12 protein-coding genes are annotated in these 13,338 nt (G+C 61.4%); 8 read left to right on the top strand and 4 right to left on the bottom strand.

Annotated elements, in window-relative coordinates; all coding sequences use genetic code 11:
• Positions 1-72: 72 nt before the first annotated feature.
• Positions 73-744, bottom strand: a complete 672-nt coding sequence (gene rpiA / locus KL786_RS28515; RefSeq protein ID WP_215519736.1) for a ribose-5-phosphate isomerase RpiA — start codon at positions 742-744, stop codon at positions 73-75.
• Positions 745-880: 136 nt separating this feature from the next.
• Here rpiA and ilvA point away from each other — a divergent pair, with 136 nt between their 5' ends.
• Both ilvA and KL786_RS28505 read left to right on the top strand, forming a co-directional pair.
• A complete protein-coding gene (ilvA, locus tag KL786_RS28510; RefSeq protein WP_215519735.1) occupies positions 881-2,395 on the top strand; it encodes a threonine ammonia-lyase, biosynthetic in 1,515 nt (504 codons plus the stop codon).
• Positions 2,396-2,435: 40 nt separating this feature from the next.
• Positions 2,436-2,849 (top strand): DUF2269 family protein, encoded by a 414-nt coding sequence (locus KL786_RS28505; protein ID WP_032858870.1) that lies wholly within the window; start codon positions 2,436-2,438, stop codon positions 2,847-2,849.
• 128 nt (positions 2,850-2,977) lie between these two features.
• Here KL786_RS28505 and KL786_RS28500 read toward each other — a convergent pair whose 3' ends face one another.
• Complete coding sequence (locus KL786_RS28500) at positions 2,978-3,634, bottom strand: histidinol-phosphatase (protein WP_215519734.1); 657 nt, start codon at positions 3,632-3,634, stop codon at positions 2,978-2,980.
• Positions 3,635-3,777: 143 nt separating this feature from the next.
• Here KL786_RS28500 and KL786_RS28495 point away from each other — a divergent pair, with 143 nt between their 5' ends.
• The gene (locus tag KL786_RS28495) at positions 3,778-4,257 is read left to right on the top strand and encodes an RNA pyrophosphohydrolase (RefSeq protein WP_032858866.1); all 480 of its coding nucleotides are present in this window, start codon (positions 3,778-3,780) and stop codon (positions 4,255-4,257) included.
• Positions 4,258-4,279: 22 nt separating this feature from the next.
• Positions 4,280-6,559, top strand: a complete 2,280-nt coding sequence (gene ptsP, locus KL786_RS28490) for a phosphoenolpyruvate--protein phosphotransferase (RefSeq protein ID WP_215519733.1) — start codon at positions 4,280-4,282, stop codon at positions 6,557-6,559.
• A gap of 90 nt (positions 6,560-6,649) precedes the next feature.
• Here the strand turns inward: ptsP and KL786_RS28485 are convergent, their stop codons facing one another.
• Entirely contained in the window at positions 6,650-7,396 is a 747-nt protein-coding gene (locus tag KL786_RS28485; protein WP_215519732.1) for an NRDE family protein, read from the bottom strand.
• Positions 7,397-7,610: 214 nt separating this feature from the next.
• Between KL786_RS28485 and lgt the strand changes: the two genes are divergently transcribed.
• Together lgt and KL786_RS28475 are read left to right on the top strand one after the other, a co-directional pair.
• Complete coding sequence (gene lgt / locus KL786_RS28480; RefSeq protein ID WP_032858860.1) at positions 7,611-8,423, top strand: prolipoprotein diacylglyceryl transferase; 813 nt, start codon at positions 7,611-7,613, stop codon at positions 8,421-8,423.
• Between the two features lie 51 nt (positions 8,424-8,474).
• Complete coding sequence (locus KL786_RS28475) at positions 8,475-9,446, top strand: thymidylate synthase (RefSeq protein WP_215519731.1); 972 nt, start codon at positions 8,475-8,477, stop codon at positions 9,444-9,446.
• A gap of 126 nt (positions 9,447-9,572) precedes the next feature.
• Here the strand turns inward: KL786_RS28475 and cadR are convergent, their stop codons facing one another.
• A complete protein-coding gene (gene cadR / locus KL786_RS28470; protein ID WP_032858858.1) occupies positions 9,573-10,022 on the bottom strand; it encodes a Cd(II)/Pb(II)-responsive transcriptional regulator in 450 nt (149 codons plus the stop codon).
• 85 nt (positions 10,023-10,107) lie between these two features.
• Here cadR and KL786_RS28465 point away from each other — a divergent pair, with 85 nt between their 5' ends.
• Both KL786_RS28465 and KL786_RS28460 read left to right on the top strand, forming a co-directional pair.
• Entirely contained in the window at positions 10,108-12,363 is a 2,256-nt protein-coding gene (locus tag KL786_RS28465; protein WP_215519730.1) for a heavy metal translocating P-type ATPase, read from the top strand.
• Between the two features lie 16 nt (positions 12,364-12,379).
• Positions 12,380-13,243, top strand: a complete 864-nt coding sequence (locus KL786_RS28460) for a LysR family transcriptional regulator (RefSeq protein WP_215519729.1) — start codon at positions 12,380-12,382, stop codon at positions 13,241-13,243.
• The last annotated feature ends 95 nt before the right edge of the window (positions 13,244-13,338 follow it).

Genomic DNA, 13,338 nt, shown 5'->3' with positions numbered 1-13,338 from the left:
ATGTGAACACCCCAAGAAATTGGATTGGTGTCCAACTTCTTGGGGGCAGTCCATAAAGCAACATCAGGTGTGTCAGGCCTTGAGGGTCTTCACGCCTTCGCTAGTGCCCAGCAGCAGCACATCCGCAGGACGCGCGGCAAACAACCCATTGGTGACCACACCCACGATCGCATTGATCTGGCGCTCCAGCTCCACCGGATTGGTGATCTGCATGTTGAACACATCGAGGATGATGTTGCCGTTATCGGTCAGCACGCCTTCGCGGTATACCGGGTCGCCGCCCAGCTTTACCAGCTCGCGGGCCACGTGGCTGCGGGCCATGGGGATCACTTCCACCGGCAGCGGGAAGTTGCCCAGCACCGGGACCAGCTTGCTGGCGTCGGCGATGCAGATAAAGGTCTTGGCCACGGCCGCGACGATCTTCTCGCGGGTCAGGGCTGCGCCGCCGCCCTTGATCAGGTTCAGGTGCTCGTCGCTTTCATCGGCGCCGTCGATGTAGAACTCCAGGTCGCTCACGGTATTGAGCTCGTACACCGGAATGCCATGGCCCTTGAGGCGCGCGGCGGTGGCTTCGGAACTGGCCACGGCGCCGTCGAACGCGCCCTTGTGCAGGGCCAGCGCGTCGATAAAGCAATTGGCGGTGGAGCCGGTGCCAACACCGACGATGCTTTTATCGTCGAGTTTAGGAAGGATTAAATCGACGGCGGCCTGGGCCACTGCCTGTTTGAGTTGATCCTGGGTCATGCGGGCTCCGGAACGGGCGGGGAGTAAAGAGGGCCGCGAGTATAACCCAACAAAACCTCTGGATTCGTGTGGTCGTCCGGCCAAGAGGCGGGTTAGACTCCTCGGCCCTGCCCAACCCGCCCAGTGATGCTTTCCGATGCTCGAACAGTACGTCAAGAAGATCCTCACCTCGCGCGTTTACGACGTTGCCGTGGAAACCCCGTTGCAGACCGCCCGCCAGCTCTCCGAGCGCCTGGGTAACAAGGTCTGGCTCAAGCGTGAAGACTTGCAGCCGGTGTTCTCCTTCAAGATTCGCGGCGCTTACAACAAGCTGACCCAACTGACGGCCGAAGAACGTGCGCGTGGCGTGGTCACCGCCTCGGCGGGCAACCATGCCCAGGGCCTGGCCCTCGCGGCCAAGGTGCTGGGGGTCAAGGCCACGATCGTGATGCCCAAGACCACCCCGGAGATCAAGGTCGAAGGCGTGCGCTCCCGTGGCGGCAAAGTGGTGCTGCACGGTGATTCCTTCCCGGAAGCGCTGGCGTATTCGTTGAAGCTGGTCGACGAAAAAGGCTACGTCTACATTCACCCCTACGATGATCCACACACCATTGCCGGGCAGGGCACCGTGGCGATGGAGATCCTGCGCCAGCATCCAGGGCCGCTGGACGCGATTTTCGTCCCGGTGGGCGGTGGCGGCCTGATTGCCGGTATCGCGGCGTACGTGAAGTACCTGCGCCCCGAGATCAAGATCATCGGCGTCGAGCCCGACGACTCCAACTGCCTGCAAGCCGCCATGGCCGCGGGCGAGCGCGTGGTGTTACCGACCGTTGGGCTGTTTGCCGACGGCGTGGCAGTGGCGCAGATCGGCCAGCACACCTTTGATATCTGCAAAGACTATGTAGACGAAGTGATCACCGTCAGCACCGATGAAATCTGTGCGGCGATCAAGGACATCTACGACGACACCCGCTCCATCACCGAGCCGGCGGGTGCATTGGGCGTGGCCGGGATCAAGAAGTATGTGGAGACCCGTGGCGTCAGCGGCCAGACCTTTGTTGCGATCGACTCCGGGGCCAACGTCAACTTCGACCGCCTGCGCCATGTGGCCGAGCGCGCCGAGTTGGGCGAAGGTCGTGAAGCGATCATTGCCGTGACCATCCCCGAGCGCCCGGGCAGCTTCAAGGCCTTCTGCGAGGCCGTGGGCAAGCGCCAGATCACCGAATTCAACTACCGCTACCACTCTGGCAGCGAGGCGCACATTTTTGTCGGGGTGCAGACCCACCCGGAAAACGACCCGCGCAGCGCGCTGATCGCCAGCCTGACCGAGCAGGGCTTTCCGGTGCTGGACCTGACGGAGAACGAACTGGCCAAGCTGCACATCCGCCATATGGTCGGCGGGCATGCGGCGCACGTGAGCAATGAAGTGGTGTTCCGCTTCGAGTTCCCGGAGCGTCCGGGGGCTTTGTTCAACTTTCTAAACAAATTGGGCGGACGCTGGAACATCTCGATGTTCCACTATCGCAACCACGGTGCGGCTGACGGCCGTGTGGTCGCCGGGCTGCAAGTGCCGGCCAATGAGCGTCACCTGGTGCCGGCAGCGCTGGAAGCAATTGGTTACCCATATTGGGATGAAAGCGACAACCCGGCCTATCAGCTGTTCCTCGGTTGAGCGACTACGCTGACTGGGCGGCCATTAAGGAATCGAGAACATGGAATACCTGACGACCCTCAAGACTCTTCACATGGTGGCGACGGTGCTGTTGCTGGCCAGTGGCCTGGCACTGGCCGTGCTGACCTGGCGCAAGCGTAGCGCGGGCCCGGCGATTACCTTGCAACGGCCATGGCTGTTTGTCTGGCTGTTGATGGGCGTAAGCCTAGTGAGCATGCCATTTACCGGTTGGTGGCTGGTGCACCTGATCGGCTGGCCCTTGGGGCAGACCTGGATCCTGGGCTCCAGTGTGATCTACACCGTGGCAGCGCTGGCCTGGTTCTGGCTGGTGGTGCGCCTCAATCGCCTGCGCCTGGGCGGTACGGGCAGCGCGAAATTCACCCTGGCCCTGGCGGTTGTGAGCCTGGTGGGGTTTGTGGCGATTGCCGGGTTGATGGGGGCCAAGCCGGTCTAGCGTCCGTCAAACCATTGTAGGAGCGAGCTTGCTCGCGAAAAACGTCAACGATAACGCGTACCGACTGGTTAAACGTGTTGCGCTCAGGTTTTTCGCGAGCAAGCTCGCTCCTACAGGGATTCGGGTTATCAGCCGCGCAGGCTGATCACCGGCCACCCACGCTTCTGGGCCTCCGCCCGCAGATTCGCATCCGGATCCACCGCCACCGCATGAGCCACCTGCTCCAGCAGCGGCAGGTCATTCATCGAGTCGCTATAGAAATAGCTGTCCTCCAGGCTATACCCGGTCTCTTCCAACCACCGATTCAAGCGTGTCACCTTGCCCTCGCGGAAGCACGGCACATCCGTACTGCGTCCGGTGTAGCGGCCATCAGCCATCTCGCATTCGGTGGCGATCAGGGTTTCAACCCCCAAACGTGCGGCAATCGGCGCGGTGACAAAGCGGTTGGTGGCGGTGATGATCACCAGCGCGTCGCCGGCAGCGCGGTGCTTGGCCAGCAGTTCAACTGCCTTGGGCAGCATCAGTGGCTCGATGCAATCGCGCATGAAGTCGCGGTGCCATTCATCCAGTTGGGCCATGTCGGTACGGCCGAGGATTTCCAGGCTGAAGTTCAGGTAGGCAGCGTTGTCCAGCTTGCCGGCCAGGTAATCCTGGTAGAACTCATCGTTACGGGTCTTGTAGGCAACGGCATCCAGAATGCCGCGCTCACACAGGTAATCACCCCAGGCGTGGTCACTGTCGCCGCCCAAAAGCGTGTTGTCCAAGTCGAATAAAGCCAGGCGCATTGCGGTTACTCGCTGAAAAGTCTGTAAAAAGGCGTCCAGAATACGGTCTTTTCACAAGAGTGCACATAAGGTAAGCAGCCTCGTTGCCGCTGCAACAAGCTTTGTGGAACAATGCGGCGACATGCGTTTGCGAGGTTGTTGCCGTGATCGACCCCGATGGTTTCCGTCCAAATGTCGGGATTATTCTTACGAATGATGCCGGACAGGTGCTATGGGCTCGCCGTATCAACCAAGATGCCTGGCAGTTTCCCCAGGGCGGGATCAACCCCGACGAAACCCCTGAAGACGCCCTGTACCGCGAGTTGAACGAAGAAGTAGGCCTGGAACGCGAAGATGTGCAAATTCTCGCCTGTACCCGAGGCTGGTTGCGCTATCGTTTGCCGCAACGCCTGGTGCGTACCCACAGCCAACCGCTGTGCATCGGCCAGAAGCAAAAGTGGTTTCTCCTGCGCCTGGTCTCCAATGAGCAGCGGGTGCGGATGGATTTGACCGGTAAACCGGAGTTCGATGGCTGGCGCTGGGTCAGTTATTGGTATCCGTTGGGCCAGGTGGTGACATTCAAGCGCGAGGTTTATCGTCGCGCTCTCAAAGAGCTTGCCCCGCGCCTTTTAGCGCGCGACTGACGACGGAGTTCGACCCCGAGCCATGCTCAATACGCTGCGCAAGATCGTCCAGGAAGTTAACTCCGCCAAGGATCTCAAGGCGGCGTTGGGGATTATTGTGTTGCGCGTCAAGGAAGCCATGGGCAGCCAGGTCTGCTCGGTTTACCTGCTGGACCCCGAGACCAACCGTTTTGTGCTGATGGCCACGGAGGGCTTGAACAAGCGCTCCATCGGCAAGGTCAGCATGGCGCCCAATGAAGGTCTGGTGGGCCTGGTGGGGACGCGTGAAGAACCCCTGAACCTTGAGAACGCGGCCGATCACCCGCGCTATCGCTACTTTGCCGAAACCGGCGAAGAACGCTACGCCTCCTTCCTCGGTGCCCCGATCATCCACCACCGCCGCGTTGTCGGCGTGTTGGTCATCCAGCAGAAAGAACGCCGCCAGTTCGACGAAGGTGAAGAAGCCTTCCTCGTGACCATGAGCGCGCAGTTGGCCGGGGTTATCGCCCATGCCGAAGCCACCGGCTCGATTCGCGGCCTGGGTCGCCAGGGCAAGGGCATCCAGGAGGCCAAGTTCGTAGGCGTGCCGGGTTCGCCGGGCGCGGCGGTCGGTACCGCGGTGGTCATGCTGCCACCGGCTGATCTCGATGTGGTGCCGGACAAGAGCGTCGACGACATCGACGCTGAAATCAAACTGTTCAAGACCGCCCTGGAAGGCGTGCGCACCGATATGCGCAACCTGTCGACCAAGCTGGCCACCCAGTTGCGCCCCGAGGAACGGGCGCTGTTCGACGTTTACCAGATGATGCTGGATGACGCGTCCCTGGGGAATGAAGTCAAGACGGTGATCAAGACCGGCCAGTGGGCCCAGGGCGCACTGCGCCAGGTGGTCACCGACCACGTCAACCGCTTTGAACTGATGGACGACGCGTACCTGCGCGAGCGCGCCTCGGATGTACGTGACCTCGGTCGCCGCCTGCTGGCCTACCTGCAGGAAGATCGCAGTACCAACCTGGTCTACCCCGACAACACCATCCTGATCAGTGAAGAACTGACCGCCACCATGCTCGGCGAAGTGCCGGAAGGCAAACTGGTGGGCCTGGTCTCGGTATTGGGCTCGGGCAACTCCCACGTGGCGATCCTGGCCCGGGCCATGGGCATCCCGACGGTGATGGGCCTGGTGGACCTGCCGTATGCCAAGGTCGACGGCATCTCGATGATCGTCGACGGGCACCGTGGCGAGGTCTTCACCAACCCCAGCGATGTGCTGCGCAAGCAGTACGCCGAAGTTGTAGAGGAGGAGCGCCAGCTGTCCCAGGGCCTTGATGCCCTGCGCGAACTGCCCTGCGTAACCCTCGACGGCCACCGTGTGCCGCTGCTGGTCAACACTGGCCTGCTGGCGGATGTAGCGCGTGCCCAACAACGTGGCGCTGAAGGGGTGGGGCTGTACCGCACCGAAGTGCCGTTCATGATCAACCAACGTTTCCCTAGCGAGAAGGAGCAACTGGCGATTTATCGCGAGCAACTGTCCGCCTTCCATCCGCTACCGGTGACGATGCGCAGCCTGGACATCGGCGGCGACAAGTCACTGTCTTATTTCCCCATCAAGGAAGACAACCCCTTCCTTGGCTGGCGCGGCATCCGCGTTACCCTCGACCACCCCGAAATCTTCCTCGTCCAGACCCGCGCCATGCTCAAGGCCAGCGAAGGCCTGAACAATCTGCGCATTCTCCTGCCGATGATCTCCGGCACCCACGAACTGGAAGAAGCCCTGCACCTGATCCACCGTGCCTGGGGCGAAGTGCGCGACGAAGGTGCCGATGTACCGATGCCGCCGATTGGCGTAATGATCGAAATCCCGGCAGCGGTGTACCAGGCCAAGGAACTGGCGCGGCAGGTGGACTTCCTGTCGGTGGGCTCTAACGACCTGACCCAATACCTGCTGGCCGTGGACCGCAACAACCCACGGGTGGCCGACCTCTACGACTACCTGCACCCGGCGGTGCTGCAAGCTCTGCAACATGTAGTGCGCGATGCTCATGCCGAAGGCAAACCGGTGAGTATCTGCGGGGAAATGGCCGGTGATCCGGCGGCGGCGGTGCTGTTGATGGCCATGGGCTTTGACAGCCTGTCGATGAACGCTACCAACTTGCCGAAGGTCAAGTGGATGCTGCGCCAGATCAACCTGAGCAAGGCCAAGGAGCTGCTGGCGGAGTTGATGACCATCGACAACCCGCAAGTTATCCACAGCTCGCTGCAACTGGCCCTGAAAAGCCTGGGGCTGGCGCGGATGATCAATCCTACGGCGACGAAAACCCTGTAGGCGCGAGCTTGCTCGCGAAAAACGTCAACGATAACGCGGGAAGCCTGAATTCCCGCGGCGTTCTCAGATTTTTCGCGAGCAAGCTCGCTCCTACAGGTTGATGTCTACCTCGCCGAGTCGCCCACCATGGGGCCCGAAGCTACGTTCCACCATCCGCCGCGTCCCATCGGCATGCACAATCAGCGCGGTACTCGCCCGCGTTCCATAACTGGGGCTGGCGATAAACACACTCGACAACAAACTCTCGGTGGCGAGCCCCACCCCGGTATCCGGCAGCTCGGCAAACGGTGCGGTCTGCGGGTCGCTCAAAATCCCCAGCAGGGCTTCAGGATGCGGATCATCCAGCACTTCGGCCAGCGCGGCCTTGGCCTTGAGCAGTTTCGGCCACGGCGTGTCCAGCCCGGCATTGGATAACCCATAGATCCCGTTCATCAGTTGCGTGGGCGTCGACTCATTGGCGTTGTAATGCCACAACGCGTCCCGCGTCCCGATCAACAGGTTGAACCCGGCATATTCAATCGATCTGCCGTTAACATCGGCTAAATAGTCGTCAATTGGCAGTGATCCGTTGAGAAAACGCGCTACCAGCTCGCCACGGGACTTGCGCGCCGGTGGCTGGTGCGGGTTGCGGATATTGGTCAGCGCGGCGAACCGTCCATCGGCGCCGACCCCCAGCCAGGTCCCGCCCGCTTCTTGGTCGCGGCCGGCATAAACCTGCGGTGCATCTGGCCACTGGGCCAGGGGCAGGCTGGGACGGGCGTAGAACTCATCACGGTTGGCCGCGACGATCAGCGGCTGGGCATGGCCCGGCCGCCAGGCGAAAACAATCAGGCACATAAGGTATTACCTCTGTGTTTTTGCCCACTCTACCCATAGAGCCGCCGGCTATCCATCGTATCGAAGTTGGGCCAGATGCCTCCCATCCGTTAACATGCCAGGCTGCTTGGCGTGGGGGCGAACTTCTTCATTTGATCGAACTGCTGTAACGCAGGCTTAATCGCCCACCGGCATGGTCCGTGCGCAATAACGAATGATTTAACGAGGAGTCGCAATGCTGCCTTACCCGCAGATCGACCCGGTGGCCCTGGCCATCGGTCCGCTGAAAATCCACTGGTACGGCTTGATGTACCTGATCGGCATCGGCGGTGCCTGGCTGCTGGCTTCCCGGCGCCTGAACCGCTTCGACCCGACCTGGACCAAGGAAAAGCTCTCCGACATGGTGTTCTGGATGTCCATGGGCGTGATCGTCGGCGGACGCCTGGGCTATGTGCTGTTCTACGACCTCAGCGCGTACCTGGCCAACCCGACCCTGATTTTCGAGGTGTGGAAGGGCGGCATGGCGTTCCACGGCGGCTTTATCGGCGTAATGCTCGCGGCCTGGTGGTTTGGCCGGCGCAACGGCAAGTCATTCTTCCAGTTGATGGACTTCGTCGCGCCAATGGTGCCGATTGGCCTGGGTGCCGGGCGTATCGGTAACTTTATCAACGCCGAATTGTGGGGCAAGCCGACCGATGTGCCGTGGGCGATGGTGTTCCCGCCGTTCAGCGATCCGGCGCAATTGCCGCGTCATCCGTCGCAGTTGTATCAGTTCGCCCTTGAGGGCGTGGCGTTGTTCCTGATCCTCTACATCTTCTCGCGTAAACCACGGCCAACCATGGCGGTGTCGGGGATGTTTGCCTTGTTCTACGGGATCTTCCGTTTCATCGTCGAGTTCGTGCGGGTGCCGGATGCGCAGTTGGGTTACCTGGCGTTCGGTTGGCTGACCATGGGTCAGGTTCTCAGCATTCCGATGATTCTGGCAGGCCTGGGCATGCTCTGGTGGGCTTACAATCGCCCGCAGGCGATCAAGAACACCGCGCTATAAATTCGAACGCCGAGGCTCATGGGCCTCGGCTTCACCGATACAGGTAACGACATGAAGCAATATCTAGAGCTGGTTTCCCACGTCATCAACAATGGCACCAAGCAGGCCAACCGCACTGGCGTGAACACCATCAGCTTCCCCGGTGCGATGTTGCGCTTTGACCTGCAGGAAGGTTTCCCGGCCATCACCACCCGCAAAATGGCCTTCAAGTCGGCGATCGGCGAGATGTGCGGCTTTTTGCGTGGGGTGAACAATGCTGCCGAATTTCGCGCCCTGGGCTGCAAGGTATGGGACCAGAACGCCAACGAAAACGCACAGTGGCTGGCCAACCCGTTCCGCCAGGGCGATGACGACCTGGGTGAAATCTACGGTGTGCAATGGCGCAAGTGGCCGGCGTACAAACAGATCCCGCTGAGCAACCAGGCCGCTATCGAGCAGACCCTGGCCCAAGGCTATCGCCAGATCGCCGAAGGCGAGGAAGACGGCCAGGCCTACGTGGTGCTGTACAAGGCCATCGACCAGATCCGCCAGTGTGTCGACACCATCATCAAGGACCCGGGCAGCCGCCGCATCCTGTTCCATGGCTGGAACTGCGCCCAACTCGATGAAATGGCCCTGCCGCCGTGCCACTTGTTGTACCAGTTCCACCCGAATGTCGAGACCCGGGAGATTTCCCTGACCCTCTACATCCGCTCCAACGACCTGGGCCTGGGCACGCCGTTCAACCTGACCGAAGGCGCCGCGCTGCTGAGCCTGATCGGCCGCCTGACCGGCTACACGCCGCGCTGGTTCACCTATTTCATCGGTGATGCCCACGTCTACGAAAACCACCTGGACATGCTCAACGAGCAGCTCAAGCGTGAGCCATTCGCCGCGCCGAAGCTGGTGATCAGCGAGCGTGTGCCGGAGTTTGCCAAGACTGGGGTGTACCAGCCGGAGTGGCTGGAGTTGATCGAACCGGGCGACTTCTCGCTCGAAGGCTATGAGCACCATGCGCCGATGACCGCGCCGATGGCGGTCTAGTCGAGACCGCATCGCCTGCATCGCAGGCAAGCCAGCTCCCACATTAGACCGAGTACTCAGCTACAACCCGGTCAACTGTGGGAGCCGGGCTTGCCCGCGATGGCGTCAGATCTGGCACCCCATTATCTAATGCCCGTGACTGCGGCCGACATGTGAATGCTCCGCCTCACTGGTCGCCACACTCCCGCTGACTTCCAGCCGCTGCAAAATCCCACACTGATCAATCTCCGGCCCTTCGCCACAGCGCTGGCGCAGGTCGAGCAGTTGTGTCTGCAACGCCAACAACCCATCGATCCGCGCCTTGACGTGGTGGATATGCTCGTCGATCAGGGCATTGACGCTTTCGCACTGGTCCTGGGGGCTGTCGCGCAGGCCCAGCAGGCTGCGGATCTCTTCCAGGGTCATGTCCAGGCTGCGGCAGTTGCGGATAAAGGTCAGCCGCTCGGTGTGCGCCTGGGTGTACAGGCGGTAGTTGCCCTCACTGCGCGCAGGCGGCGGCAACAGGCCTTCCTTCTCGTAATAACGGATGGTTTCCACCGGGCAGTCGGTCAGTTTTGCCAGTTCGCCGATCTTCATCGCAGCAATCTCCAAAAGGGTGCTTGACCCTATAGTGGCTACAGGGTCTTTACTTGGCAACAGGCACCTTCACGGACGCGACACAATGAGCGATTCCATTCACACCCCGCATAAGCACGACCACGACCACGACCATGATCATGATCACGGCGAAAAACTGCAGCCTGTGCAAAAGCACGATCATGGCGGCTCCTGCTGTTCCGGCGCGGCTGCGCCATCCCTGGTGACGTTGACTGCAGCGCCCAGTGCCAACGCGCGGCTGAGTACTTTCCGCATCGAAGCCATGGACTGTCCCACCGAGCAAACGCTGATCCAGAACAAACTGGGCAAGCTGGCCGGTGTGCAGCAGCTGGAATTCAACCTGATCAACCGCATCCTCGGCGTGACCCACGACCTGCCGAGCACCGCGCCGATCATCGAAGCCATCAAGTCCTTGGGTATGCAGGCCGATCCGATCGAAGAGGGTGCGCCTGCCGCCGAACCTGCGGCCAAGAAGCCCTGGTGGCCGCTGGCCCTGTCCGGTGTCGGCGCGCTGGCAGCGGAGGTGATCCATTTCACCAACGCCGCGCCGACTTGGGTGGTGGCTCTGGTGGCGCTGGTGTCGATCCTCAGTGGCGGCCTCACGACCTACAAAAAGGGTTGGATTGCCCTGAAGAACCTCAATCTGAACATCAACGCGCTGATGAGCATCGCTGTGACCGGTGCGGTGCTGATCGGCCAGTGGCCAGAAGCGGCCATGGTGATGTTCCTGTTCACCGTGGCCGAGTTGATCGAAGCCAAGTCCCTGGACCGTGCACGTAATGCCATCAGCGGCTTGATGCAGATGACACCGGAGCGGGCCACTGTGCGCTTGGCTGACGGGAACTGGGTCGAACAGGAGGTCAAAATCATTGAACTGGGCGCCATCGTGCGGGTACGTCCCGGTGAGCGCATTGGCCTGGACGGGGAAGTGACCGCCGGCCAATCCACTATTGACCAGGCACCCATCACCGGGGAAAGCCTGCCGATCGAGAAAACCGTGGGCGACAAGGTGTTCGCCGGCACCATCAACCAGGCCGGTTCCTTGGAATACCGGGTGACCGCCGCCGCCAACAACTCCACCCTGGCGCGCATCATCCATGCGGTGGAGCAGGCCCAGGGCTCACGGGCGCCGACCCAGCGCTTTGTCGACAGCTTCTCGAAAATCTACACCCCGGCGGTGTTCCTGTTTGCCTTGGGCGTGGCTGTGATTGCGCCGCTGTTCATGGGCGGGGTGTGGTTCGACTGGGTCTACCGTGCGCTGGTGCTGCTGGTGGTTGCCTGCCCATGCGCGCTGGTGATTTCCACCCCGGTGACCATTGTCAGCGGCCTGGCTGCGGCTGCGCGTAAAGGCATCCTGATCAAGGGCGGTGTGTACCTGGAGGCAGGATACAAGCTCGATTACCTGGCCCTGGACAAGACCGGCACCATCACCCATGGCAAGCCGGTCCAGACCGACTACCTGGCGCTGTCCGCCAATGACAATGCCCCGGCCTTGGCCGCGAGCCTTGCCGGGCGCTCCGATCACCCAGTGTCGCTGGCCATCGCCAACGCGGCTGTGGATAAAAGCCTGGCGCTGCTGGCTGTGGATAACTTCGAGGCCCTGGCCGGGCGCGGGGTTCGTGGCGAAATCAACGGCGAGGTCTATCACCTGGGCAACCACCGCCTGGTGGAAGAGCTGGGCCTGTGCTCGCCAGCCCTTGAAGAAAAACTCTTCGCCCTGGAGAAACAAGGCAAGTCCGTGGTGTTGCTGCTCGACAAATCCGGCCCACTGGCGCTGTTCGCCGTGGCCGACACGGTCAAGGACAGCAGCCGCGAAGCCATCCAGCAGTTGCACGAGTTGGGCATCAAGACCTTGATGCTCACCGGCGACAATACCCACACCGCCCAGGCAATTGCCGCCCAGGTGGGGATCGATCAGGCCCAGGGCGATTTGCTGCCCACCGACAAGCTCAAGGCTATCGAGGACCTGTACGGCAAAAACCACCGGGTCGGCATGGTCGGCGATGGCATCAACGACGCCCCGGCCCTGGCCCGCGCCGAGATTGGCTTTGCCATGGCCGCCGCCGGCACTGACACCGCCATCGAGACCGCCGACGTGGCGCTGATGGACGACGATTTGCGCAAGATTCCGGCATTCATACGCTTATCGCGACAAACGTCGAGTATCCTCAAACAGAACATCGCCCTGGCGCTGGTGATCAAGGCGATCTTCCTTGCGGTCACCTTCCTGGGCATGGCCACTATGTGGATGGCAGTCTTCGCCGACATGGGCGTGAGCCTGCTGGTGGTTTTCAATGGTCTGCGCCTGTTGCGCAAATAGTCGATGAGAGGGTGGTGTGCTGAGTGCCGAGCTGAAGGCGTTTTACATGGTCGCCCGCCTGGGCAGCATTACCCAGGCGGCGAAAAAACTCGGCCTGAGCCAGCCCACGGTGACCACCCAGATTCGCCATCTGGAAAGCCAGTACTCGGTTGAACTGTTCTATCGCGGTGGCCGCCGCCTCACCGTCAGCGACGAGGGCGCGCGGCTGTTGCCGATGGTCAAGGCGTTGTTGCAGCAGGAAGCGGATATCGAGTTTTTCCTGCGCAACAGCGGCCAGGTCCAGGGCACCCTGAGAATTGCCGCCACCGCGCCTTATTACATCCTCGATCTGGTCAAGACCTTCCGCGAGCGGCTGCCGCAGGTGGAAGTCTCAGTGGAAATCGGCAACTCCCAGCAAGTGCTTGAAGCCCTGGATGACTACCGGGTGGACGTCGCGGCCTCATCGCAACTGCTGGAAGATCCTCGCCTGATCCGCCGGGTGCTGGGTACCGACCCGCTGGTGCTGGCGGTGCATCGCAATCATCCGTTGGCGGTGTTGGAGCATGTGCCACTCAGTGCATTGGCCGGGCATACGTTGTTGATGCGTGAGGCAGGCTCTACCACGCGGCGCCTGACTGAAGAAATGCTCGCTGGCGCGGGCGTGAGTTACGGGCCGCTGCTGGAAATCGGCAGCCGCGAATCGATCCGCGAGGCGGTGTTGCGCAATATCGGCATCAGCATCATTGCCCGCCAGGAAGTGCCCCATGATCCCCAGTTGCGGGTGCTGACCATCGAGCATGCGCCGCAGATTCCGGAGTATCTGTATTGCCTCAAGGAACGCAAAGGTGCGCGGCTGCCGGCGGCGTTTCTGGGGTTGGCGCAGGAAATGTCGCCACTCTGAGGGTGTTGGTGGCTTTGAAATCGCCATCGCAGGCAAGCCAGCTCCCACATTTTGGACTGCCCCCGAAAAGTTGGACAGTTTCAGCTAGCAGCCTC

Origin of the sequence: Pseudomonas sp. TAE6080, from assembly GCF_018732265.1 — a bacterium.
In the GTDB taxonomy this organism is placed as follows: Bacteria; Pseudomonadota; Gammaproteobacteria; order Pseudomonadales; family Pseudomonadaceae; genus Aquipseudomonas; species Aquipseudomonas brenneri.
The sequence above is the reverse complement of the archived record's forward strand: the minus strand, read 5'-3'. Positions and strand labels throughout refer to the sequence as shown.